25 protein-coding genes are annotated in these 22,752 nt (G+C 45.0%); 15 read left to right on the top strand and 10 right to left on the bottom strand.

What is annotated here, in order from left to right; genetic code table 11:
• On the bottom strand, positions 1–417 hold the full coding sequence (locus NIASO_RS15615; protein WP_008587426.1) for a type II toxin-antitoxin system VapC family toxin: 417 nt from the start codon (positions 415–417) through the stop codon (positions 1–3).
• Positions 414–656 (bottom strand): DUF6364 family protein, encoded by a 243-nt coding sequence (locus tag NIASO_RS15620; RefSeq protein ID WP_008587427.1) that lies wholly within the window; start codon positions 654–656, stop codon positions 414–416. The genes NIASO_RS15615 and NIASO_RS15620 overlap by 4 nt, the downstream gene beginning before the upstream one ends.
• A gap of 130 nt (positions 657–786) precedes the next feature.
• On the opposite strand from NIASO_RS15620, the gene ileS reads away from it, so the two are divergent.
• From ileS to NIASO_RS15635, 3 genes are all read left to right on the top strand, one after another.
• A complete protein-coding gene (ileS, locus tag NIASO_RS15625) occupies positions 787–4,146 on the top strand; it encodes an isoleucine--tRNA ligase (protein WP_008587428.1) in 3,360 nt (1,119 codons plus the stop codon).
• A gap of 5 nt (positions 4,147–4,151) precedes the next feature.
• Positions 4,152–5,030, top strand: a complete 879-nt coding sequence (locus NIASO_RS20450) for a TraR/DksA family transcriptional regulator (RefSeq protein WP_008587430.1) — start codon at positions 4,152–4,154, stop codon at positions 5,028–5,030.
• A gap of 205 nt (positions 5,031–5,235) precedes the next feature.
• Positions 5,236–5,715: a YcxB family protein gene (locus tag NIASO_RS15635; protein ID WP_008587433.1), complete on the top strand. Its 480-nt coding sequence runs from the start codon at positions 5,236–5,238 to the stop codon at positions 5,713–5,715.
• Positions 5,716–5,753: 38 nt separating this feature from the next.
• On the opposite strand, the gene NIASO_RS15640 is transcribed toward NIASO_RS15635, so the two are convergent.
• The gene (locus NIASO_RS15640) at positions 5,754–6,182 is read right to left on the bottom strand and encodes a GNAT family N-acetyltransferase (protein WP_008587435.1); all 429 of its coding nucleotides are present in this window, start codon (positions 6,180–6,182) and stop codon (positions 5,754–5,756) included.
• Positions 6,183–6,346: 164 nt separating this feature from the next.
• On the opposite strand from NIASO_RS15640, the gene NIASO_RS15645 reads away from it, so the two are divergent.
• The 6 genes from NIASO_RS15645 (at position 6,347) to NIASO_RS15670 (ending at position 11,701) form a co-directional block, all read left to right on the top strand.
• Positions 6,347–6,583 (top strand): acyl carrier protein, encoded by a 237-nt coding sequence (locus NIASO_RS15645; RefSeq protein ID WP_008587437.1) that lies wholly within the window; start codon positions 6,347–6,349, stop codon positions 6,581–6,583.
• Between the two features lie 120 nt (positions 6,584–6,703).
• The gene (gene fabF, locus NIASO_RS15650; RefSeq protein ID WP_008587439.1) at positions 6,704–7,954 is read left to right on the top strand and encodes a beta-ketoacyl-ACP synthase II; all 1,251 of its coding nucleotides are present in this window, start codon (positions 6,704–6,706) and stop codon (positions 7,952–7,954) included.
• A 6-nt stretch (positions 7,955–7,960) separates the two neighbouring features.
• Entirely contained in the window at positions 7,961–8,701 is a 741-nt protein-coding gene (gene rnc, locus NIASO_RS15655; RefSeq protein ID WP_008587440.1) for a ribonuclease III, read from the top strand.
• A 12-nt stretch (positions 8,702–8,713) separates the two neighbouring features.
• A complete protein-coding gene (locus tag NIASO_RS15660) occupies positions 8,714–9,214 on the top strand; it encodes an LIC11966 family surface protein (RefSeq protein WP_008587441.1) in 501 nt (166 codons plus the stop codon).
• A gap of 61 nt (positions 9,215–9,275) precedes the next feature.
• A complete protein-coding gene (locus NIASO_RS15665; protein WP_008587442.1) occupies positions 9,276–10,454 on the top strand; it encodes a cysteine desulfurase family protein in 1,179 nt (392 codons plus the stop codon).
• 47 nt (positions 10,455–10,501) lie between these two features.
• Positions 10,502–11,701 (top strand): aspartyl protease family protein, encoded by a 1,200-nt coding sequence (locus NIASO_RS15670; RefSeq protein WP_008587448.1) that lies wholly within the window; start codon positions 10,502–10,504, stop codon positions 11,699–11,701.
• Between the two features lie 19 nt (positions 11,702–11,720).
• On the opposite strand, the gene NIASO_RS15675 is transcribed toward NIASO_RS15670, so the two are convergent.
• From NIASO_RS15675 to NIASO_RS20365, 4 genes are all read right to left on the bottom strand, one after another.
• A complete protein-coding gene (locus NIASO_RS15675) occupies positions 11,721–14,432 on the bottom strand; it encodes an alpha-L-rhamnosidase (RefSeq protein ID WP_008587450.1) in 2,712 nt (903 codons plus the stop codon).
• A gap of 95 nt (positions 14,433–14,527) precedes the next feature.
• The gene (gene obgE / locus NIASO_RS15680; RefSeq protein ID WP_245605193.1) at positions 14,528–15,541 is read right to left on the bottom strand and encodes a GTPase ObgE; all 1,014 of its coding nucleotides are present in this window, start codon (positions 15,539–15,541) and stop codon (positions 14,528–14,530) included.
• Positions 15,542–15,703: 162 nt separating this feature from the next.
• Positions 15,704–16,147, bottom strand: coding sequence for an SET domain-containing protein (locus NIASO_RS15685; protein ID WP_008587454.1), 444 nt, complete (start codon positions 16,145–16,147; stop codon positions 15,704–15,706).
• Positions 16,148–16,243: 96 nt separating this feature from the next.
• Complete coding sequence (locus NIASO_RS20365; RefSeq protein WP_025299051.1) at positions 16,244–16,432, bottom strand: hypothetical protein; 189 nt, start codon at positions 16,430–16,432, stop codon at positions 16,244–16,246.
• Here NIASO_RS20365 and pnuC point away from each other — a divergent pair.
• The gene (pnuC, locus tag NIASO_RS15695) at positions 16,426–17,028 is read left to right on the top strand and encodes a nicotinamide riboside transporter PnuC (RefSeq protein WP_008587456.1); all 603 of its coding nucleotides are present in this window, start codon (positions 16,426–16,428) and stop codon (positions 17,026–17,028) included. The genes NIASO_RS20365 and pnuC overlap by 7 nt on opposite strands.
• Complete coding sequence (locus NIASO_RS15700; protein WP_008587458.1) at positions 17,021–18,094, top strand: acyl-CoA dehydrogenase family protein; 1,074 nt, start codon at positions 17,021–17,023, stop codon at positions 18,092–18,094. Before pnuC ends, NIASO_RS15700 begins: the two co-directional genes overlap by 8 nt.
• A gap of 62 nt (positions 18,095–18,156) precedes the next feature.
• Here the strand turns inward: NIASO_RS15700 and NIASO_RS15705 are convergent, their stop codons facing one another.
• Positions 18,157–18,351, bottom strand: a complete 195-nt coding sequence (locus NIASO_RS15705) for a hypothetical protein (RefSeq protein ID WP_008587459.1) — start codon at positions 18,349–18,351, stop codon at positions 18,157–18,159.
• 56 nt (positions 18,352–18,407) lie between these two features.
• Positions 18,408–18,908 (bottom strand): DinB family protein, encoded by a 501-nt coding sequence (locus NIASO_RS15710; protein ID WP_008587461.1) that lies wholly within the window; start codon positions 18,906–18,908, stop codon positions 18,408–18,410.
• Between the two features lie 170 nt (positions 18,909–19,078).
• Between NIASO_RS15710 and NIASO_RS15715 the strand changes: the two genes are divergently transcribed.
• From NIASO_RS15715 to NIASO_RS15730, 4 genes are all read left to right on the top strand, one after another.
• Positions 19,079–19,639 carry a thioredoxin family protein gene (locus NIASO_RS15715; protein ID WP_211139868.1) on the top strand — a complete coding sequence of 187 codons (561 nt, stop codon included), beginning with the start codon at positions 19,079–19,081 and terminating at the stop codon, positions 19,637–19,639.
• A gap of 163 nt (positions 19,640–19,802) precedes the next feature.
• Positions 19,803–20,396 carry an acyl carrier protein phosphodiesterase gene (locus tag NIASO_RS15720; RefSeq protein WP_008587465.1) on the top strand — a complete coding sequence of 198 codons (594 nt, stop codon included), beginning with the start codon at positions 19,803–19,805 and terminating at the stop codon, positions 20,394–20,396.
• Between the two features lie 3 nt (positions 20,397–20,399).
• Entirely contained in the window at positions 20,400–20,960 is a 561-nt protein-coding gene (locus NIASO_RS15725; protein ID WP_008587467.1) for a DUF2911 domain-containing protein, read from the top strand.
• Between the two features lie 9 nt (positions 20,961–20,969).
• Positions 20,970–21,614 carry a DUF2911 domain-containing protein gene (locus NIASO_RS15730; RefSeq protein WP_008587469.1) on the top strand — a complete coding sequence of 215 codons (645 nt, stop codon included), beginning with the start codon at positions 20,970–20,972 and terminating at the stop codon, positions 21,612–21,614.
• A 67-nt stretch (positions 21,615–21,681) separates the two neighbouring features.
• Here the strand turns inward: NIASO_RS15730 and NIASO_RS15735 are convergent, their stop codons facing one another.
• Positions 21,682–22,140, bottom strand: coding sequence for a hypothetical protein (locus tag NIASO_RS15735; protein ID WP_008587471.1), 459 nt, complete (start codon positions 22,138–22,140; stop codon positions 21,682–21,684).
• Positions 22,141–22,752: the final 612 nt, after the last annotated feature.

The raw sequence follows: 22,752 nt of genomic DNA on the forward strand, positions 1-22,752 counted from the left end.
TCATTTAACGCGACTGCAAAATTCATCCGGGGCAACCACTTCAATGGGGCAATCTCTGAAATCTTTAATGTTTCGGGTGATCAGGTAGCTGATTTTTGAGACGGATTGCGCTGCCATTATTTGTATCGCATCTTCAAAATCTTTATAGGAAGACCTCAGACTCTTTTGAATCACATTTAGATCAACGGGAATGATTGTTATAAAATACAACAGATCGGACAATAGCGCCCGCAACTCTTTTTCGCCGGTATATTTTTTCATCAAATAATGAGTCGTTGCAAAAGAGTGCGAAGAGGTATAGAGTTTTACCGTATTCGTTTCAGCCTTTTCAAATAATTCAACGGCAAACCGGCTGAACGGCTTCCGGTCAGCAATAAGGTCAATTAAAATGTTGGTGTCTACAAAGGCGTGACTCATAGGTGTTTTTTTTCAAAATAAGAAAGTAACGCTTCTTTTTCATCAAAATCGTCCGGCAATTTTACCGCACCCGCTATTTTTTTTAATCGTGATGAAATTTTTTCGTCCGGGGGGGCTTCCGTGAGCGTTTCCAGGTAACGTTCCACCAGGTCAGATAGACTTCTGCCCGTATGCTTTGCGTAATGCTTGGCTTTTTCAATAACAACCGCTTCAATGGTCAGGGTAAGTTTTGTTACCATATACGTGTGCTTTCGGCAAAGATACGTGTACTTTTTGTAATGCCCTGTTTTTACTAATAAGAGCGCCCTCTTATCATCTCTTTCCTGCCATTGTTATATTTCGTACCTTTGCACTCATTTTTTATCCAATATGAGCGTGAAATACAGAGAATTTACGGGGTTGAACCTGCCATCCATCGAGCAGGAAATACTTGCAAAATGGCAGGAGCACCAGGCATTTGAAAAAAGCGTTTCGCTGCGCGACGGCGCTCCTTCCTTTGTTTTTTATGAAGGGCCGCCCAGCGCCAATGGTATGCCCGGTATTCACCACGTTATTTCACGTACCTTAAAAGATCTGGTTTGTCGCTATAAAACCATGCAGGGTTTCCAGGTAAAACGCAAAGGCGGCTGGGATACGCACGGCTTGCCGGTGGAACTGGGCGTGGAAAAAGAACTGGGCATCACTAAAGAGGATATTGGTAAAAAAATATCAGTAGAAGAATATAACCAGAAATGCCGGGAGGCCGTACTGCGGTTTAAAGACAAATGGGATGACCTGACCCGCAAAATGGGCTATTGGGTGGATCTGAACGATCCGTATATCACCTTTAAGAATGAGTATATTGAAACCCTTTGGTATTTGCTTAAGCAATTGTATAACAAAGGGTTACTCTATAAAAGTGTTAGTATACAACCCTATTCTCCTGCTGCCGGAACCGGGTTAAGTTCTCACGAATTGAACCAGCCGGGTACGTATAAAGATGTAAAAGATACCAGCGCCACGGTGTTGTTCAAAGCGATCAAATCAGGCGTTTTGGAAAATATCGCGGGCGATGTATACTTTATGGCATGGACCACCACCCCGTGGACGTTGCCCTCCAACCTGGGGTTAACGGTAGGCGGCACTATCGAATATGCTTTGGTGGAATCGTATAATCCGTATACGCATGAGCCGCAAAAAGTAATCATTGCGCTTCCTTTATTCTATAGGTATTTTAAGGAGGGTGGAGAAACGGCAGATTTTGACAGTTATACCGCAGAGAGCAAGCTGATTCCCTGGAGAATACTAACCACTTTCAAAGGAAAGGACCTGGAAGGCCTTCAGTACGAACAATTGCTGCCTTTTGAATCCAACGCTCCCGAAAAAATACAGGAAACCACTCCGGGCGCCACACCCTTTAAAGTAATGGTGGGCGATTTTGTAACCACGGAAGATGGTACCGGTATTGTGCACACGGCGCCGGCTTTTGGAGCAGACGACTATAAAGTAGGTAAGAAAAATAATATAGGAATCCTGACATTGGTAGACAAGGAGGGAAAATTCATTGATGGTACCGGGGAATTTAGCGGGCGGTATGTGAAAGACTATAAAGACCAGAAGGATTATGTAGATGTGAACGTGGACATCAGCGTAAAATTAAAGAAGGAAGGCCGTGCTTTTAAAGTAGAAAAATACGAGCACAACTATCCCCATTGCTGGCGCACTGATAAACCGATCCTCTATTATCCATTGGATGCCTGGTTTATAAAGACCACTGCGCTGCGCGACCGCATGGTGGAGCTGAACAAAACCATTCACTGGAAACCCAAATCCACCGGCGAAGGCCGTTTTGGCAACTGGCTGGAAAATATGGTGGACTGGAACCTGAGCCGCAGTCGTTTCTGGGGCACGCCGCTGCCCATATGGGCTACGGAAGATGGTTCAGAAATGAAATGTATCGGTTCGGTTGAAGAGCTGAACGAAGAGATCAAAAAAGCAAACGGGGTTTTAGGCGGTGACGTAAATAAAGGGTACCTGCATAACGGTATATTGGATCTGCACAAACCTTATGTAGATGAGGTAGTTCTGGTAAGCGATTCGGGCAAACCGATGCACCGGGAACCGGATCTGATTGATGTTTGGTTCGATAGTGGTGCCATGCCCTACGCACAATGGGGCCTGAACTACGAAAAACTAAAAGCCGGTGATGCGCAGCCGTTCAATCAGCCTTTTGACACCAATTTCCCTGCTGATTTTATTTGTGAAGGCGTGGACCAAACCCGCGGCTGGTTCTATACCCTGCACGCGATTGCGTCGCTGCTGTTCGACAGTGTGGCCTACAAAACCGTGGTAAGCAACGGGCTGGTGCTGGATAAGAACGGTAATAAAATGAGCAAGCGCCTGGGCAATGTGGTAGACCCTTTTACTACTATCGAAACCTTTGGCGCCGATGCAACACGTTGGTACTTAATAACAAACGCCTCCCCCTGGGATAACCTTAAGTTTGATATTGATGGTATTAAAGAAGTACAACGCAAGTTCTTTGGTACCTTATATAATACCTACCAGTTTTTTGCACTTTACGCCAATGTAGATGGATTCACGTTTAAAGAAGCAAAAATTCCGCTTAGCGAGCGCCCCGAAATTGACCGCTGGATTATTTCCTCCTTAAATACATTGGTAAAAGAAGTAACAACGGCTATGGACGATTATGAGCCTACGCAGGCAGGCCGTTTGATCGAAGATTTTGTTGATGAACACCTAAGTAACTGGTATGTAAGGCTTTGCAGGAGAAGGTTCTGGAAAGGTGAGTATGAGAAAGATAAGATAGCAGCCTATCAAACCTTGTTTGAATGCCTGGAAACCGTAACCCGGTTAATGGCGCCGATTGCACCGTTTTTCAGTGATGCCGTTTTTCAAAACCTGAACAGCGTGGCCAATCATTTTGATGTAACGTCGGTGCACCATGCCCTGTTTCCCAAAGCGGATGAAAGTGCGATCGACCCGTCCCTGGAAGAACGGATGCAACTGGCACAGGATATTTCCTCTTTAATACTCTCCCTGAGGAAAAAAGTGAACATTAAGGTTCGTCAACCGTTACAGAAGGTATTAATTCCGGTTTTGAACCCGGCAATGACCGAACAGCTTCAAAAAGTAGAGGCGCTGATCCAGTCGGAAGTGAATGTAAAGCAAGTAGAGTACCTTGTTGACACTGAAGGATTTATAAAGAAGAAGATCAAGCCTAATTTCGTGGCGCTGGGGAAAAAACTGGGACCAAAAATGAAGGCCGTTTCCAATAAACTGGCCGGTTTTAGCCAGGAAGAGATCAGCAACCTGGAAAAGAACGGGCAGATTGTACTGGATATTGAGGGTGAAGCCGTTCCGATCCTGGTAAATGAGGTGGATATCAGCAGCGAAGATATTCCGGGTTGGACAGTGGCAAATAAAGGCACCCTAACAGTGGCGCTGGATATTACCATTACAGAGGGGCTGAAGCAGGAAGGAGAGGCGCGGGAATTTGTAAACCGCATCCAGAAAATCAGGAAGGACAGTGGTTTTGATTTAACCGATCGCGTATCCGTTCAGGTAGATACAAATACCGCATTAAAAAATGCGTTAAACACGTATAAAGACTATATTTGCGCAGAAATTTTGGCAGATGATCTGGATTTTAGTCCGATTTCATCCGGAGGTACCGAAATTGAAGTGAATGAACACAAGTTGTGTACGATTGTAACAAAAAAAGGGTAACAACAATGGCTACAAAGAAAAAAACAGCGGTAAAGTCGGCCACGGCCCGAGCCGGACATTCAGCTAAGAAAGCAGCGCCTGCAAAACCTGCTCGTTCTGCAGCGGGAAAAGCAGTTGCTCCTAAAAAGGCTGCCAAGCCTGCCGCGAAAGCACCTGCAAAAGCTGCCTCTAAAACAGCGAAAAAACCGGTTGTATCAAAAAAACCGGTGGCAAAACCTGCCCGCCCGGCAACAGTAAAAGCTGCAAAACCTTCTGCTAAGAAGGTAACAGCAAAGCCTGTGGTTAAAGCTTCGTCAAAAAAAACGGTACCGGAGAAAAAGCCGCCTGTTAAGAAAACCGTAGTTAAAGAGATACCCGTAATAGAAAAAAAAGTGGCAAAGAAAGAAGAAAAAAAAGTAGTAAAAGCTCCTAAAAAGGTGGTGGTTCCTAAACTTTCAACCAGGAGTTCGGTAAAATATCAACCCGATTTTACAAAAAGTGTACTGGATACGCCGGCTATTGAAAAAGCGCCGTCTGTAATACGGTATTCTGACAGTGATCTCGCAGAGTTCAAGGAGATCATTTTAAGAAAATTGGATGCTGCAAAAAAAGAACTGGCCTATTTGCAGGGATTGATCACCCGCAGGGATGAGGGGGGTGATATGGACGAAGGCCGGTACATGACCATGGAAGATGGCAGTGTAAGTATGGAGCGCGAGCAGTTGAGCCAGCTCGCCAGCCGGCAGATCACTTTTATTGATCATTTGGAAAAAGCCTTGATGCGCGTGGAAAATAAGACATATGGCATTTGCCGCGTAACCGGTCATTTGATAGACAAAGCGCGGTTACGTGCAGTACCCCACGCTACGTTGAGCATGGAGGCTAAATCAATGATGAACCGTTAATTCAAAATAATTCAACAACAGGCAAAGCGAACCCCCCGATGATTGGTTCGCTTTTCTGTTTAGGCCGGCGCCGGGGGTAGATTGCCGGACACATTCTAATAAAATTGACTCCGGTTCATTATTAATCATTGACGTTGATGGGTAGCCCCGCCGGTAAAAAGACAATATTTTATATATAATTATTCAGTTTTGATATAAACAGACTATGACAATCAACTTTGGATATGACAAAAGGCAGGTAATTCAGGCATTACGGTATCATTTCATTTCCAAAAAGGAGATCAGGATCATGATCATCCTGGTTAACGTGTTTGCTGCGCTGGCGTTGGTTTTATACGCGCTGCACAAAATAACGCCGGCGGCCTTCCTCATCAATTCATTTCTTTGGCTGTTGTTGATGATAAGCCTGTGGTTTGTTTTACCCGGCGTGGTGTACAGAAAAGCGGAAACATTTAAGCATAGCTTTACAATGTATTTTAATGAAAATGATTTTACGTTGGAGCACACCAATGGTAAAAGGAGCTGGCCTTACACTGCGTTAGCCAATTATAAAGAAAGCCCACACTTTTTTCACCTGTATTTTGACGAACGGTCTTTTTTGCTGGTGCCAAAAACGGCATTTGCCAATGCTGATGAGGCTTCTGCATTCCGGCACTTGCTGATGGAAAAAGTACGTACAAAATAAGCGCAGGGTACAACCTTAAGGCGGCCACTCCGGCAGGATCAGATGTATTTCTTCATAATAATATGAGGAATGGTGAGGTTGGTGAATTCGTTACTTGCTTCCTGGTACCCCATCTTTTCATAAAATCCCAATGCGTTCTTACGCGCCTGCATGGATATTTCACGATAGCCCATATCGCGCGCAATATTTTCCGCAAAAAGCAGCAAGGCCCTTCCGATACCCTTTCCCTGCAGATCGTTCAATACGGCCATTTGTCGTAACAGCACTAATTGAGCAGATTGCTTGACCAACATACAACAGCCCAGCATCTTCTCATCCTCAAAAGCCCCGATCAGCACATTGTTTTTGTCGGCATTAAGATCGTCTTCAGTAAGTACCAGACCCAATGGTTTTCGCAAAATTTCATTGCGGAGGTCCACCATTTGCCGGTATTCTTTGGAACCGTGATCTATAATCTTTAATGCCATAAATATTCCTGTTAATAGTAGGGATCATAGGTGTTTCAGCTACTTTATTTGATTTGTAAATTAAGGATTTTTAACCGGTTCAATACATTTTTAGTTTTTTTTTTCTTTTTATGCAGTTTTAGTCAAAAACTCTATTTTTGCAGCAATAACTAAATTAATAAGATATGTCAGACATTGCATCAAGAGTTAAAAAAATTATCGTTGACAAGTTAGGCGTTGACGAAGCAGAAGTAACTAATGAAGCCTCTTTTACAAATGATCTGGGTGCCGATTCATTGGACACCGTTGAACTGATCATGGAATTTGAAAAAGAATTCAATATTTCTATTCCAGATGAGCAAGCCGAAACGATTACTACTGTTGGTCAGGCGGTATCTTATTTGGAAGAACACGCTAAGTAACTGACAGGGTTTCAGACAAAGCTTGGCTTTTAGTAAAGACAACAAGTACACCGCCTTTGACTGTGGTATTCCATAATTAAAGGCGGTTTTAGTTATATTTAAATAAGGATAAACAGTATTATGGAGTTAAAAAGGGTAGTAGTAACCGGAATGGGTGCATTAACACCGATCGGCAATACTGTTGAGGAATATTGGAATGGGCTGATCAATGGCGTTCCGGGCGCCGCCCCCATCACCTTATTTGATGCCAGTAAGTTCAGAACGAGATTCGCCTGTGAAGTAAAGAACTTTGAGCCAACCGATTTTCTTGACAAAAAAGAAGCAAGGAAGGTTGACCGGTTTACGCAGTTTGCTTTAGTGGCAAGCGACCAGGCTGTAAAAGACGCGGGGCTTACTAAAGAGAATATTAACCCTGATCGGATCGGAGTGGTTTTAGGAAGTGGCATCGGTGGACTGACCACTTTTCAAAATGAAGTAATGGATTTTGCAAAAGGAGACGGCACGCCCCGCTTTAATCCGTTCTTCATTCCCAAAATGATCCTGGATATCGCGGCCGGACAGATCAGCATGCGGCATAATTTCCGCGGACCCAATTATTCTGTGGTAAGCGCCTGCGCCAGCAGCACCAATGCCATGATTGATGCCGTTAATCTTTTGCGTTTGGGCAAGGCAGATATAATTGCTACCGGGGGTAGTGAAGCCGTAATCGGCGAGGCCGGTGTTGGTGGCTTTAACTCCATGAAAGCCATGAGCGAGCGCAATGACGACCCTGCCACTGCAAGCCGCCCGTATGATAAAGACCGCGACGGTTTTGTAATGGGCGAAGGCGCGGGTATATTGATATTTGAAGAACTGGAGCATGCAAAAAAGCGCGGCGCCAGAATTTATTGTGAAGTGATTGGCGGAGGAGCAACAGCCGATGCCTATCATATTACAGCTCCCCACCCGGAAGGGCTGGGTGCTAAAAATGTAATGATCGTTGCACTGAATGACGCGGGAATCCAGGCAGCCGACGTGGACTATATTAACACGCACGGAACCTCGACCCCCCTGGGCGATATTGCAGAAACAAAAGCCATATTGGAAGTTTTTGGAGCACATTCGTATGATCTAAATATCAGCTCCACCAAAAGTATGACGGGGCATTGCCTTGGGGCTGCCGGGGTACTGGAGGCTATCGCCTGTATTAAAAGTGTGCTGCACGATATTGTACCGCCTACCATTAATCATTTTACAGATGATCCGGAGTTGGATCCGCGATTGAATTTTACATTCAACAAGGCACAGGAACGGAAGGTAAACATTGCCTTAAGCAATACCTTTGGTTTTGGCGGGCATAATGCCTGTGTAATCGTAAAAAAATATTCATAGTGCGCTGTGAATTTTATAAAAGGGATTTTTAAAAAACAATCGGGCACTGCCTTAAAAAAACAGTTGCGGAACATATTGGGTTTTACACCCGATAATATGTCCTTATACAAAACCGCACTAACGCATCGTTCCCTTAAAGAAAATGTTGATGAAAACAATGAACGCCTGGAGTACCTGGGGGATGCTGTCCTGAGCGCACTCATTGCCGATTACCTGTTTAAAAGATATCCTTACCAGGGAGAAGGCTTTTTGACGGAAATGCGCAGTAAAATGGTAAATCGCCAGCAATTGAACGAAGTGGCGTTAAAAATGAACCTGAAAAAGATCGCCAATTTTAATAAACTGGACCATACTTTACGGGGCAGTCATATTTTTGGTAATACGCTGGAGGCCCTTGTGGGGGCCATTTACCTGGATATAGGGTATAAAAAGACCTGCAAATGGGTGTATGACTATATCATTTCCCCCCATATGTTCATGGAGGAGCTGGAACTACGCGAGATCAATCATAAAAATAAACTTTACGGATGGGCAAATAAGCTGGGTAAAACGCTTGAGTTCACCACAATTGAAGAAAAGCTGGAAAATGGGCGCAGATTATTCACAATTGGTGCAGTTGTTGATGGAGAGATAATTGCCCGGGGGAAAGCGTTCAATAAAAAGGATGCTTCTCAAATTGCAGCAAGCCTTGCAGTTAACACCCTTGGGATTAATAATAATGAGGAAGGGCTTATTTCATCACATTAAAACAAGCTATTCATGAAAAAAATTTTGATTGCGACTGTAGCGTTACTGGGCATTATTGCCTGTTCCAACCAGGAAAAATCTTCTGAGGCAATGAAGTATGACCAGGTAGTAATGGATCATATGGAGAAAATGCATCAGACCCTGTTTGCCGTACAGCGGCTGGCTACCAGCGATAGTATTGATCTGCAGCGGGCAGCAGCTAAATTTGGATCGGAGATCGACTCTTCTGCAAAGGCTATAAAAGATCTTTCCGATTTTGATGGCAATACCGCCTATCGCGATGCGGCATTAAAACTGGCCGACTTTTACAAGAGCTCGGTTATGGGCCCTTATCTTGAAATAGGCAAGGCTTATAAAGAAGTAAAAGATACCGCAGCGTTGCATAGTAAGGTAGACGCGATCATTACAAAATTGCAGCAGGATGAGTCCGTTGCCGATGATGATTTTATCAAACAAAGGAATGCCTTTGCAGCAAAGAATAATTTTAAAATAGACTCAATGATCGCTCAATAAAATTCTTTTGATTAATTTTAAAGGTGCTGCACTAACAGGCTGCACCTTTTTTTATTAAATAATGCTCCGTTTTCCCATCTATCTGGATAATTGTGCTACGACCGCCTGCGATGCCCGTGTGGTGGACACGCTCCTGCCTTATTTTACCCAATATTTTGGGAACCCCTCCAGCCGGAATCATTCGTTTGGTTGGAAAGCAGCGATAGCCGTGGAAGCGGCGCAACAACAGGTGGCGGGGTTAATAAATGCAACGGCCGATGAAGTGTATTTTACCTCCGGGGCCACCGAAAGTTGCAACCTTGCCCTGAGAGGGATCTGTTCCATGTATGCAGGAAAAGGGGATCATATTATTACAACTAAAGTGGAGCACAAAGCCGTTTTGGATACCTGTAAAACACTTGAAAAAAAGGGCGCTCATGTTACCTATCTTGATGTAAATGCTGATGGACAAATTGATCTGAATGTACTAAAAGCGTCGCTCCGGGCCAACACGATATTAATCGCCGTGCAGTGGGCCAATAACGAAACGGGGGTGCTGATGCCCGTAGAAGCAATAGGCGCTATTGCCCATGAAAAGAATATATTATTCTTTTGCGACGCAACACAGGCGGTTGGTAAGATCCCCGTTGATGTAAAAAAAGCAAAGCCGGCTTTAATGGCTTTCAGCAGTCATAAGTTGTACGGGCCCAAGGGCGTGGGTGCCTTGTATATAAGCCGCAAAGACCCCCGGGTAAAAATAACATCGCAAATAACGGGGGGCGGGCAGCAAAAAAATATCCGTAGCGGCACGTTAAATGTCCCGGGCATTGTGGGGTTCGGGAAAGCTTGCGCGCTTGCAGGCGAAGAGATGGATGCTGATGGGCATCGCCTTTTAAACCTGCGCAATAAGCTGGAGCAGGCCTTATTATCCCTTCCGGAAACCTTTGTGAACGGGCATTCCTCCCAGCGTTTACCGCAGGTAACCAACCTGTCGTTCGGCTACCTTAACAGTAATGAAATACTGTCGATATTAAATAAAAACATCGCTGTTTCATCCGGCTCGGCCTGCACTTCCGGGTCGCTGGACCCCTCTTATGTGCTAAAAGCAATGCAGCAAACCGACGACCGCGCAAAAGCAGCCATCCGCTTTAGTTTGGGCCGCTTTACAACAGCAGAAGAGATTGATTATACGCTGCAATTTGTGCGTACGGCTATAACAAACCTGAGAGAGAATAGCCCCGCCTGGCAATTGCGGCATTGATTTTTTTTGTAATTTTAATTATACCAATTGCCGGTGGGCCTCCCTGAATGATACGCGTGCTATTCATATGTTTAACGTTACAGACTGCCTGTATATTTGATGCGAGCGCGCAGGAGGAATTTGTTGACCCCCCCAGTAAATTATTAACCACCCTCCATTTTGAGCAATTTACCGGTGGCGTAATCGTGCTGAATGCGTTGCTTGATGATTTTAAAGATTCGCTCTCTTTTATCCTTGATACCGGAAGTGGCGGCATTTCATTGGATTCAACAACGGTTGCGATGTTGCACCTGCAACCTACGGCTCCGGAAAGAATTATACGGGGCATCGGCGGCATAAGAAAAGTAGGGTTCTTAAAAGAGCACCGGTTAAAAATAGGCAATCATGAAATAGACAGCCTGAATTTTCACGTGATCGATTATGATGTGCTAACGTCTTTATACGGGCGAAAAATCGATGGGATCATCGGTTACTCCGTTTTGAGCCGTTATATTGTAAAAATAGATTATGAAAAACAGGTGCTGAGCTTTTATACAAAGGGAACCATTAAATATCCTAAAGGGGGCTATCTTTTAAAGCCCTATATACGCATGCTTCCCTACTCCAAAGCCAGTATTGAGGATCTGAAGAAAAGGGGCTTCAATTACCTGTTCGATATTGGTGCAGGTCTGACGGCTTTATTTTCGGATGACTTTATTAATGACAGTACTTTTTTAAAACCCAAAAGAAAACGTTATTTAAAACAGGGGGAAGGCCTGGGTGGACGGGTAGATATGTACCTGACGGTAATGAAATCGCTGCGGATTGGCCCCTACCGGTTCAGGAATGTGCCCATAAATATTTTTAACGATGATTATAATGTAACCTCTTATCCGTCACTCGGCGGGTTGCTGGGTAATGAAATTTTCAGAAGGTTCAATGTGATACTCAATTACGACAAACAACAGATCTATTTAACCCCCAACCAGTTTTTTAATACTCCGTTCGATTATGCCTACTCAGGTATTGAACTTTACCTGATCGGCAATGCCGCCATCACCGGAAAAATTCCCGCAGGGTCGCCTGCGGAAAAAGCCGGGCTACAGGAAGGCGACGAAATACTGGCTGTGAATAACAAATTTGGAATGACGCTCGATGATTTAAAGCAGTCGCTTCAGTCCAGTTACGGAAAGGTAAAGATCATTTACCGGCGCAACGGGGAGCTGCAATCCACCATTCTGGATGTAATCAATATCTTGCGGAAATAGGTTTCCCGCAAGCTTTGTTTTAGTGCTGCTGCTTTTCTGCCTGCATCGAAAAATGATACTTGCCGGAACCTGTCTGTATTTTTATATACCCCTCTTCGCTTCCAAGATCTTGAATGTCTTTTATGGCGCTTAGGGGTTTGCCGGACTCTGTTACGGAACTGGCGTTACCCGCTGGCAGATAGATGGTAGCAACCGTATTGGCTGGTACTTCTACATCCATCGTTACGGTATTGCCTTCAATTTTCCAGCCTGCAGCAGCCGTTCCATAATTGGTTTCCAATGTTGCAGAAGCATTTTTAAAATCGCCCCCAATGTGCGGTTGTACTTTTATGTGTTTGTAGCCGGGCCCGTCGGCATAGGTATCGAGCCCTACCATTTTTCGATACATCCAGTCGCCGATCGCGCCATAAGCATAGTGGTTATAGGAATTCATGCTTGGTGTCTGGAAAGAGCCGTCAGGCTTAATGCCATCCCAACGCTCCCATATGGTTGTTGCACCCTTTGTTACCGGGTACAGCCAGGAAGGATACGATTGCTGCAGTAATAATGTATAGGCTACATCGCTGTGGCCGAAGCGGGTCAGCACATGACATAAATAAGGCGTTCCCAGGAACCCGGTGGTCAAATGATTATTGTAACTTTTAATATTTTCTACCAGGCGGTCGGCAGCCTGTTTACGCAGGTTTTCCGGCAGCATATCAAACTGCAGCGCCAGTACGTACGCCGTTTGTGTGCCCGAAACCAATCGTCCCGAGGGCGTCATATATTCTTTTAAAAACGCGGTCTTTACCTCTTGTAAAAGATCAGTATAGGAGGCGGCATCGTCTGTTTTGCCTAAAACTGTTGCTGCATTGATCAACAATTGCAGCGAGTTTGCATAGAAACACTGCGCAATAAGATATTTGTCCGTAACAGCAGAGCGTCCGTCGTTATCATCTGCCGGACGGTAAAATAACCAATCACCATAGTGGAACCCGGTGTTCCACAGGTTGTCTTTTGTGGTGCGGCGGACGCTTTCCACATAGTTTTTCATGCTGCTGTACTGTGCGGCCAATGTGCGTTTATCGCCGTAGGCAATATACAGTTCCCAGGGAATAATGGTGGCCACATCTGCCCAGCCGGCGCTATTGCCTCCATTGCCCAATACATTCGGAATTACGGAAGGAACGCGCCCTTCCATCTGATCGGCTTCCAGATCTTTCAGCCATTTGGTAAAGAAATTATTGACACCCCGGTTAAAGGATGCGGTGCGAAAAAAGGCCTGGGCATCTCCGGTCCATCCCAACCGCTCATCCCGTTGCGGGCAATCAGTGGGCACATCCAGGAAGTTACCTTTTTGCCCCCATTGGATATTGTGCTGCAGTTGGTTGATGAGCGGATTGGAAGTAGTGAAGGTGCCGGTAGGAGCCATGTTTGAATGAAAAACCACCGCTTCAAAATTTTCCGGATGAATGGTTCCCGGGTAGCCGGTTATTTTTATGTACCGGAAGCCCTGCCAGGTAAAGTGCGGGGCAAAGGTCTCGGTACCGCCGCCTTTAAGAATATAAGTGTCTGTTGCTTTTGCCGCGCGGAGGTTCTCTGTGTAAAAATTACCGGCTTTGTCCAATACTTCAGCATGATTCAACACAATAGAATCCCCGGCCTTACCGTTTGCTTTAACCCGAACCCAGCCTACCAGGTTTTGCCCAAAATCCAGCACCGTTTCGCCTTTGGGGGTGGTGATCATTTTTACCGGCTTAATCACTTCGTGAGGCGTGATCATCTCGTTATAAGTGGCCAGGAGATTGTCTTTCCCAAAAGAAGCCTGCTTAACATTGCTCCAGCCGGCATCGTCATAGCCCGCTTGCATCCAGCCTGTTTTTTGTTTACGGGCATCAATCGTTTCGCCATTATAAATTTCGGAGTAAGTGATTTCCCCCGTTGCCGATTTCCAGGATCCGTCAGAAACCAGGGTTTCATCCGTTCCGTCGGTATAAGTGATGTTCACCTGCAACAACAATGCAATATCCTTTCCATAAAAGTTTTTCTGACCCCTGAAACCGATAAAGCCGCGGTACCACCCATTGCCCAGTATAACACCAAGCGCATTTTTTCCCTGCCGGAGGAGATTCGTTATATCGTAAGTCTGATATTGCAGCCGTGTCTTATAAGAGGTCCAGCCGGGCGTAAAATGCGCATCGCCCACCCGGTTCCCGTTCACATAAGCTTCGTACATGCCGTGGGCTGTAATATAAGCCGTTGCTTTGGCAATTTTTTTTGTGGTGCTGAATTCTTTGCGCAGTAAAGGACTTGGACGCAGCACAGAGTCTTCCGTATAGCCCGGTTCAATCCAGGAAGCTCTCCAATCGGAAGGTTGTAACAGGGCCATTTGAAAACTGGCGGGCTGGCTCCAGGCCGATGGCTTGCCGCTGTTGTCCCATACCCGCACCTGCCAGGTATATTTTTCGCCACTATGCAGGGCGGAGCCTTTATAGGCTACATGAACAGACGAATCGGAGTTGATTTTACCGCTGTTCCATGCGGATTCTTTTTTTCCTGTAACTTTTATTTCGTAGGCGGTTTGGGCAATATTTCTTTTATTGTTTTTCAGTTGCCAACTAAAACGAGGCACGGTAACATCCAGTCCAAGGGGGTTTACAAGATTTTCAGTTCTCAGATTAGTAACGGAAGACTGCGCGTTCGCAGTTGCTGCAAATAGCAACAGGGAAAAGGGCAAGCATAATTTGTTCATAAAAGCAAGTATTGTATTTGTATATCCCAATAAAGGGGTTTCAAAGTACAACTATTTATAAAAGCAACTGTCCTGTACTCTCCTGAAAAGAATGGTTATGGAACGGCCTCGGGCTCCGTATTCAATATTTCCCAAAGCTTATCTTTTAATTGAGTAAGCCCTTGCTGGGTAACAGAAGAAATGAATAAATGCGGAATATGATCCGGCATTTCTTTACTAATGGCCTCTTTCAACTCCTCATCCAGCATATCACTTTTGCTGATGGCGATCAGAAATTGTTTATGCAGCAGGTCCGGGTTATACCGTTCCAGTTCATTCATCAAAATGTCAAATTCCTTCCGGTGATCAGCACTGTCTGCCGGGATCAGGAACAGTAAGACGGGATTCCGTTCGATATGTCTTAAAAAGCGATGCCCCAGGCCTTTTCCTTCAGCAGCGCCTTCAATAATACCCGGCATATCTGCCATGCAAAAACTGCGACCGTCCCGGTAATCAATGATCCCCAGGTTCGGCGTCAGCGTAGTAAAAGCATAGTTGCCGATTTTTGGTTTGGCAGCCGTGATGGAAGACAATAAGGTGGATTTGCCTGCGTTGGGAAACCCTACCAGTCCTACATCTGCCAGTACTTTTAATTCCAGGGTTTTCCAGCCTTCCAGGCCGGGCAGGCCGGGTTGTGCATATTCGGGGGCCTGGTTGGTAGCCGTGGCAAAGTTGGCATTGCCCAGGCCGCCTTTTCCGCCGGGCATCCAGATGATTTCCTGCCCGTCTTCCATGATCTCCGCTTCTTTTTCACCGGTTTCTTCATCCAATGCGATCGTGCCCAATGGAACTTCAATAATAAAATCTTTACCACTGCGGCCGGTCATATTATTGTGCCCGCCATTTTCTCCGTTCTCGGCCAGCACATTTTTATAATACCGTAAATGTAATAGTGTCCACAGGTTGCGGTTCCCTCTTAAGATAATGTGGGCGCCTCTTCCGCCATCACCACCATCGGGGCCGCCTTTTGAAGTAAATTTATCGCGTAAAAAATGCTTAATGCCCGCGCCCCCATGGCCACTGCGGCAAAAAACACGTATCTGGTCTACAAAATTGCTTTTTTCCATCATCCTTCAACAAAGATAACGGCATTCTTTTAAACGCAAAGCTCAACGCGTAATGCCCAACGCCAAATGCAGCATGCAAAATCCAAAATATTGCATCAAACGGCAATCAGCAACCAGTAACAATCTTTAGCGTTAAGCTTTATGCGTTCAGCATGGAGCATTCGTTCAGCCCCGTTTCCCTGCTTTCTTTTTTGCTTTTTGTTTATCCTGCAGCATATTTTCTTTTATCTGTTTCCAGTACCCCGGACCATAGGAAACAAATACCTCATTGCCTGCGGCGATTTTTCTTTTAGCTCTTATAAACACCCGGGTATCTTCTTCAAAATATTCCGCGTTATTGGTTAATCCTTTCACCCGGGTTAAACCGGTAGCGTCATTGGCATAGCGGCCAAAAGATCCCTTGTCTTTGCTGGCGTCAATTACCAGTTCGTCGTTAATATGAAAAATATACCCATTCTCAAAATCGTCCTCCACATCTTTCCAGGCAGCCAGTCGTCCGAGGTACTCGGTAACAATTTCATTTTTTGCGATATCAACTTTTGCGAATAAGCCCTTGCCGGCATTGGGAAGGGTGGAGGTTTTTACAAATAATCGTTTTGACGATGGCATTGATTTATGAATTAGGAGGGCGAATATATTGCAAAACACGATGCAAGGTGACGAACGCCCCTATTATTTTTTCGCTAACGAACAAGGGGCTTGCATCTAAAATCTTTTACCTACCTTCATCCCCACACGGGGTGCCTTTTCCCGCCGGAGGCGGGGATGAAATAAAGGCTGAGAATATACCCATTCTGTTCCGCCAATGGCGGGACTGATGCACCTGATCCGGGTAATGCCGGCGTAGGAAAAGATCAGCCGGATAAAGCTTTGTGTTTTCGTATCGAATGACAAATTGGGTTACCGTATTTATTGATGAATTAAAGAATACAAGTCTGTTAGAATGGCTGGGGGCGGGTTTTGGCGCGGCCGAAGTGCTGTTGGCAAAGGCAAATAAAGTTTGGCTATACCCTGCGGGAATTATATCGGTAGGAATAACCATCTACCTTTTTCAGCAGAGCGGGTTATATGCAGAAACGGTGTTGAATGGGTATTATCTTGTAATGAGTATTTATGGCTGGTGGTTTTGGGTGCATAAACGTGCCGCCAAACCGCTACCCATTACCCGATCGGGTTCCCGGGACAAAAGAATAACGATGGCAATAGCCGCGGGTGGGTTTGTACTTTTATTTTTTGTATTAAAATATTTTACCAATTCTGTGGTTCCGGTAATGGACGCTTTTGTAAGCGCCACGGCCTGGGCGGGCATGTGGTTGTTGGCCAAACGGAAATTGGAGAATTGGATATGGCTGAACATAAGCAATGCAGTAGCCATACCTTTATTATTTTATAAACAACTTCCTGTTTATGCACTGCTGACCCTATTTTTATTTATAGTGGCGATCGCCGGATTTTTTGATTGGAGAAAAATGGTAATAGAAAATGATTAATGAACAAACAGCAAAAGAGTTGGCGGCGCTGGCGCAACTATCGGATGAGCAGGGGGTCTTATTGCCGGAGCAATTGGTCATTATTCATAAGGAGCGATGGTTTAAACTGTTTGTGCCCAAAACACAGGGTGGACTGGAACTGGGCCTGCCGGAAGGATTGGCAATGGAAGAAGCCCTGGCACGGATTGATGGCAGTCTTGGGTGGACGGTAACGCTTTGCGCGGGCGCCTCCCTTTTCACAGGCTACCTGCCGCAACAGTTAACCGACAGGCTCTTTGAAGATCCCGCTGTCTGTTTTGGCGGAAGCGGGGCGCTCTCCGGTATTGCAAAAGAAGTACCGGATGGTTACCAGGTGAGTGGATCCTGGAAGTATGCCACCGGAACTCCCTACAGTACCTGCTTTACGGCTAATTGCAAAATAGAACGGGCTGGCCAGGTGCTTATGGATGATGCAGGCGCACCGGTTTATCGTTCTTTTATATTCAAACGTGAGGAGGTTACCGTAAAAAATGACTGGAATGCTATGGGGCTAAAAGCCACTGCCAGTAATAGTTTTAATGTCGATGGACTAACAGTTTCTCCGGACAGGAGTTTTATGATCGATCCCGGAGCCACCACCTTACCCGGGGCCATTTTTAAATATCCGTTTTTGCAATTTGCAGAAGCAACCCTTGCCGTGAACACGTTCGGAATGGCGCAACATTTTCTTGAGGAGTTTGACAAACTGTTGCAGCATAAAATAACCTCCGGCAGTTTTGCTGCCGGGCAGGAAGTGTTGATGCAAACCCGGCAAACAATGGCCGCCAACCACCTGCAAAAGTTACGCGCCCGTTTTTATACTGCTATTGAAGAATCATGGTTGATAGTTGTAAAAGGAGGCAAAATACCACAGGCGCTCCTGGAGCATATTACACAACTAAGCCGGGGGCTTGCAAAATCATCGCGGGAGCTGGTAGGTGATCTATATCCGTATTGTGGCGTCGGCGCCACTCAGAACGGCACAACCCTCAATCGCATTTTCAGGGATGTTTTTACCGCCAGTCAGCACCTGCTGCTGAATTTATAAAAAGAAAAGCCCCGGCAGCGCCGGGACTTCCAATAGTTTTAAAAGGCTTGTTTTAGCTGAGCCTAAGAAGCGGACTGTGTCGAATTTCCCTGGTTCACCTGATTTTTCAGGTTGTTCAGATTGTCTTTAAGCTTATTGCCTAAATCCGATACTTTATTTTTAACAGATGATTTCTGCTCCGGGCTCATCTTGTACCAGGCAGCCACAGCAGCCAAACCCAAAGCTAAAAGACCATTTCTTGTGTTTCTGTTCATCATTAATGCGTTTTAAAAAGTTAGTTAATAACAAATGTAACAAAAAATTGTGCCATAAATCATCCAAAGTGCTGATCGTCTGCTGAAGGTCCGTAACTGGCGGGCAAAGCAATATCATTTAAACGGTAATATACCCCAAGTTGTGCCCGGTGATGCGTGATCTGGCTTAGCGAATGGCGGATAGCGCCGTATTTGGACCATTCCGCTAATTTATGCCCGTTGCTGGCGATACTCCAGGAAGGCTCCAGGTCGGCCTCGGCCGCAGCGGCCAGGGTATCTTTACTGGCCTTATAGTTTTTATCCAGTACTTCTAACAATTGTTCCCTTGAGGTGATCTGCGTGGGCTTGTAATCGCCTGTGGCAAAATCCAGGGTATCCGTGGGCAATATAAAGGATGGCCAGGCGAAAATTTCGGCTATATGTCCCACGAGATGATCGAGCTTCATGCTCTTTTGATGAGGCGCGTAGCTGGCTTTACCTGACGGATACAACTCAAAGAACTTTTTTGTGGTTTGATATTCATGTTCCAGTTCGGAACTTAATTGCTGCAACGTGTCCATAGTCTAAAGGTGATTTTTAGTGAGTATTAAAGATACAGTTTAAATAGGCCTGACCTGAAATTATAGGTTAAATAAACTTTAAACCCGGAATCCACTTTTGCCGAACTTTTTGATAGCTTATATGTTTATGGAATAACTATTTATAAACTGATAAAAATTAAAGAACAGACATGATGACCTTTCAGCACTACCAGGGCTATTTTGATGAAATTCTGAAAACGGTAAATCCACAACCGCCCTATGATAATGAAAGTTATCTTCAGTATACAAAATTAAACTGGTCAAGGTCGCAGCGGTGGCTAAAACAAAACCCATTAACAACGGAAACGGTAAAGGCAATAGCGGCGATCACTCAAAAACAGCAATGGGCGGTTATTACGGAGCCCTGGTGCGGGGATGCGGCGCATATTGTTCCCATCCTGTACCTGATGAGTGCGCTGAATGATAAAATTGATTTTAAGTTGCAGTTGCGGGACACTGATTCGGAAATTGAACGATATCTTACCAATGGCACCCGGTCCATTCCCATCCTGATTGTACGGGATGAAAAAGGAGCGGACCTGTTTCACTGGGGACCAAGACCCGCGGTAGCTAAAAAAGTGTATGAGGAGCTGAAAGAAAAAAAAGCCGATTTTGAAACAGCAAAGATCGCATTACAACAGGTGTATAATGCTGATAAAAGCCTGGGCATACAGGAAGAAGTAAGCCGGTTATTGTTGGAATACAACTAAATTTCTTTTTAATAAAGTGATATTCGTTGAATAATAACCCGATGGCTCATAGTTAATAGTCAATGGTCAATAGTGAATAGATCATAGTTGCCTGGTAGCGTTCCGCGTTTTGCGGTAACCAGCAACCCCGGTATCATTCCTTTCATATCATTATTTTTGCATCATGAACTTCCTGGCACACGCATACCTGTCATTTGATGATGAAGGGGTACTGGCAGGCAACATGATCAGTGATTTTGTAAAAGGCAACAAACAGTTTGAATATCCTGAATCTGTTCGTGCCGGTATCAAGCTGCATCGCAGCATCGATAGTTTTACAGATAACCATCCGGCTACTATAGCTGCCAAACAGGTGTTCCGCAATGATTATCGCCTGTACAGTGGCGCCTTTATGGATGTGGCATACGATTATTTCCTGGCCAATGACCCGCAGGAATTTTCAGCCGAAAGCCTTTCGGTATTTGCCCAAAAAACTTATAGTACACTCGCCGGGCATTTTGAGCTGTTGCCCAAACCATTTCAGCAATTGTTCTATTATATGAAAACGCAGAACTGGTTATATGGCTACCGGACGACTTCAGGTCTGTTTAAAAGTTTTGCTGGGCTGGTACGAAGGGCGCAGTATCTCACGGACAGTCACCCCGCGGAGCGGATATTTTTGGCAAACAGGGAATTCCTCCAGGCACAATACCAATTTTTCTGGATCGACCTGAAATCTTTTACCCAGCAAGAATTTGATAAACTTTTGAAAAAATAAAAAATGATGAAATACCTGTTTCTGAGCTTTATTGCAATTACCTGTTGCTTTTCAGCCAAAAGTCAATCCTGGATACCAGTTGATAAGTCGCCGATGGACCAGATCTACTACCCTGTAGATTACCCATCAAAGAAAATAAGAGGGCTCAATGAACCGCTGCGTATGCGGGTGATTTATAGCCGGCCGGCAAAAAATAACCGCCCGGTCTTTGGATCGGACCTGGTTCCTTACGGAAAGGTTTGGCGCATGGGCGCTAATGAAGCTACGGAGATCGATTTTTTTACCCCTGTAACCGTAAACGGTAAAAAAATAGCGGCGGGGCGCTATACTATGTATTGCATACCCAATGAAAAAGAATGGACCTTTATTATTAATAAGGACACGGATGCCTGGGGCGCTTTTAATTATGATAGTGCTAAAGATGTGGTACGTGCCACGGCTCCTGTGGAAGCGGTAAAAGACCAGGTAGAATCACTGACAATTAATTTTGAGAAAAGCGGGCCGAAAGTTAACTTGGTGGTAGAATGGGATCAAAAGAAAGCATCCCTTCCCATTAATTTTTAATTGTAACGAATGAATTGTTTAAAAGGCGGATGGAGCGTGTTGCTTGTATTGTTTATAATAGCCTGCAACCAGCAGTCAAAAACAGGGAACGCCGGGCAGGACGAACAACCGGTCAATACCCTGCGGCAACCGGCGCAGCCTTCAACGGCTACCAATCTTTACGAGCCCATAGATGTTTCTCCTATGGATATGAGCTATTTCCCCGTACACTACCCGTTAAAAAAGCTGGCGGGGAAAATGGTAACGCCGCCTGTAATGAGGGTTATTTATAGCAGGCCGCATTTGCAGGGGCGCGCCTTATTTAATGGCATTTTGAAATATAATGAGCCCTGGCGATTGGGCGCTAACGAAGCTACAGAACTTGATGTGTTTAAAACGGTAACCCTGGGCAGCAGGAAAATTGCCCCCGGCCGCTATACGCTTTATGTAATTCCGCATGAAAAAAACTGGACCCTTGTGCTGAGCAGCAATATTGATAGCTGGGGATTAAAACAGGATAGCACCAGGGATCTTCAACGAATTGAAATTGCAGCCACTACCGGTAATCCCAAAGCAGAATATTTTACGATGGTGTTTAAAAGAACAGCACAGGGCGCTGATTTATTAATGGCGTGGGATGATGTGCTGGCAGTAGCCCCGTTTGGTATAAATTAAAAGGAGCGAACAAGAATGCTCACTCCGTATTATATACATGAGAAATGTACGGGGTTGTAAAACCGGGCTATAGATCGGCCCGTATTAGTTTGTCTGTCTGTGTCAGGCTGCCGCTGTTATCTGCTGTTACTTTATAAATATTTTTAGCGTCGCGGATGGTAATAAAATAGTTAGTATCAGATTCAGTGGCCACTTCGGCTACACCATAAATTTCTTTTCCCTCGTATTTTTTCCTGATCTTATATAAAATATTTGAAGGCAGGTGGCTTTCTCCGTAATAACGAATGGTGCGGATCAGTTTACCATTGTTGTCGATGATGGCGCGTGTTTTGATCATTCCGGAATTGAAGCTGGCTTCATTATATTCTTTGGTAGAGCTCCATTGTACGTTTTGTGCATCTGCAAAAACCAGGTGAAAGGTTTTCAAAACTTTTTCATTAACCGTGGGGTTGATAACCGGAGTGCTGGTAGCGGCCATTGTAGTTAATCCTAAAGAAAGAGCGGCGGCGAGAATAAGGAGTTTCATTTTTTTTAAATTTTATAAGTTAAATGTGTTGATTGCTTTAATAATTCAAAAATAGTATCGCTGTCAGCAGATGTCAAGCGCTTTGTGGCAGATTGCGGGAGAAATGGGGCGAATGACCGGTTTTGCCGGGTGAATCTTCTTGTTATTGCCAATAGGTGTGCGTAGTGCAGCATGGTTGTTTTATTGTGAACTGCCGGGGCTTCCGCGGATTTTTGCAGAAGAACAATGTGCGCCGGTGCAACAGCCTGCATCACCGATAAACTATGAATGGGCTCCAACTCAGATGATTTTAAAGTGATTTAAATAAAAGGAATGACTATCCGAATTACTGTTAACAATTGTATCCCTGATAAAAAGTCGCAGGCGACATCAATTTGTTACAGCTATAGCGATGAATAAATTGTTAAATTGGTGGGAATCCTATCGTGCGGACAGGTCTTCGAGTTCATCGCAATGCAATACCTGTCGGGTTAATCCCATTCAATCGAAATAAAGCCTATTGAGCTATCTGAGCCCAGGGAGCGTAATGTGCATAGCCTCTTGGTTAACTGGGAGCAATGGATAGGTAGCGAGCGGCCCCGGCAGGGGTCGAATCTTTAATGTTTCAAGAGG

It is taken from the genome of Niabella soli DSM 19437, assembly GCF_000243115.2.
GTDB classification, from domain to species: domain Bacteria; phylum Bacteroidota; class Bacteroidia; order Chitinophagales; family Chitinophagaceae; genus Niabella; species Niabella soli.

What these genes read in the sequence shown, in the direction of transcription:
- NIASO_RS15615 (WP_008587426.1), bottom strand. Translation starts at nt 417, where the DNA reads ATGAGTCACGCCTTTGTAGACACCAACATTTTAATTGACCTTATTGCT.
- NIASO_RS15620 (WP_008587427.1), bottom strand. Translation starts at nt 656, where the DNA reads ATGGTAACAAAACTTACCCTGACCATTGAAGCGGTTGTTATTGAAAAA.
- ileS (WP_008587428.1), top strand. Translation starts at nt 787, where the DNA reads ATGAGCGTGAAATACAGAGAATTTACGGGGTTGAACCTGCCATCCATC.
- NIASO_RS20450 (WP_008587430.1), top strand. Translation starts at nt 4,152, where the DNA reads ATGGCTACAAAGAAAAAAACAGCGGTAAAGTCGGCCACGGCCCGAGCC.
- NIASO_RS15635 (WP_008587433.1), top strand. Translation starts at nt 5,236, where the DNA reads ATGACAATCAACTTTGGATATGACAAAAGGCAGGTAATTCAGGCATTA.
- NIASO_RS15640 (WP_008587435.1), bottom strand. Translation starts at nt 6,182, where the DNA reads ATGGCATTAAAGATTATAGATCACGGTTCCAAAGAATACCGGCAAATG.
- NIASO_RS15645 (WP_008587437.1), top strand. Translation starts at nt 6,347, where the DNA reads ATGTCAGACATTGCATCAAGAGTTAAAAAAATTATCGTTGACAAGTTA.
- fabF (WP_008587439.1), top strand. Translation starts at nt 6,704, where the DNA reads ATGGAGTTAAAAAGGGTAGTAGTAACCGGAATGGGTGCATTAACACCG.
- NIASO_RS15660 (WP_008587441.1), top strand. Translation starts at nt 8,714, where the DNA reads ATGAAAAAAATTTTGATTGCGACTGTAGCGTTACTGGGCATTATTGCC.
- NIASO_RS15665 (WP_008587442.1), top strand. Translation starts at nt 9,276, where the DNA reads ATGCTCCGTTTTCCCATCTATCTGGATAATTGTGCTACGACCGCCTGC.
- NIASO_RS15670 (WP_008587448.1), top strand. Translation starts at nt 10,502, where the DNA reads ATGATACGCGTGCTATTCATATGTTTAACGTTACAGACTGCCTGTATA.
- NIASO_RS15675 (WP_008587450.1), bottom strand. Translation starts at nt 14,432, where the DNA reads ATGAACAAATTATGCTTGCCCTTTTCCCTGTTGCTATTTGCAGCAACT.
- obgE (WP_245605193.1), bottom strand. Translation starts at nt 15,541, where the DNA reads ATGATGGAAAAAAGCAATTTTGTAGACCAGATACGTGTTTTTTGCCGC.
- NIASO_RS15685 (WP_008587454.1), bottom strand. Translation starts at nt 16,147, where the DNA reads ATGCCATCGTCAAAACGATTATTTGTAAAAACCTCCACCCTTCCCAAT.
- pnuC (WP_008587456.1), top strand. Translation starts at nt 16,426, where the DNA reads ATGACAAATTGGGTTACCGTATTTATTGATGAATTAAAGAATACAAGT.
- NIASO_RS15700 (WP_008587458.1), top strand. Translation starts at nt 17,021, where the DNA reads ATGATTAATGAACAAACAGCAAAAGAGTTGGCGGCGCTGGCGCAACTA.
- NIASO_RS15705 (WP_008587459.1), bottom strand. Translation starts at nt 18,351, where the DNA reads ATGATGAACAGAAACACAAGAAATGGTCTTTTAGCTTTGGGTTTGGCT.
- NIASO_RS15710 (WP_008587461.1), bottom strand. Translation starts at nt 18,908, where the DNA reads ATGGACACGTTGCAGCAATTAAGTTCCGAACTGGAACATGAATATCAA.
- NIASO_RS15715 (WP_211139868.1), top strand. Translation starts at nt 19,079, where the DNA reads ATGATGACCTTTCAGCACTACCAGGGCTATTTTGATGAAATTCTGAAA.
- NIASO_RS15720 (WP_008587465.1), top strand. Translation starts at nt 19,803, where the DNA reads ATGAACTTCCTGGCACACGCATACCTGTCATTTGATGATGAAGGGGTA.
- NIASO_RS15725 (WP_008587467.1), top strand. Translation starts at nt 20,400, where the DNA reads ATGATGAAATACCTGTTTCTGAGCTTTATTGCAATTACCTGTTGCTTT.
- NIASO_RS15730 (WP_008587469.1), top strand. Translation starts at nt 20,970, where the DNA reads ATGAATTGTTTAAAAGGCGGATGGAGCGTGTTGCTTGTATTGTTTATA.
- NIASO_RS15735 (WP_008587471.1), bottom strand. Translation starts at nt 22,140, where the DNA reads ATGAAACTCCTTATTCTCGCCGCCGCTCTTTCTTTAGGATTAACTACA.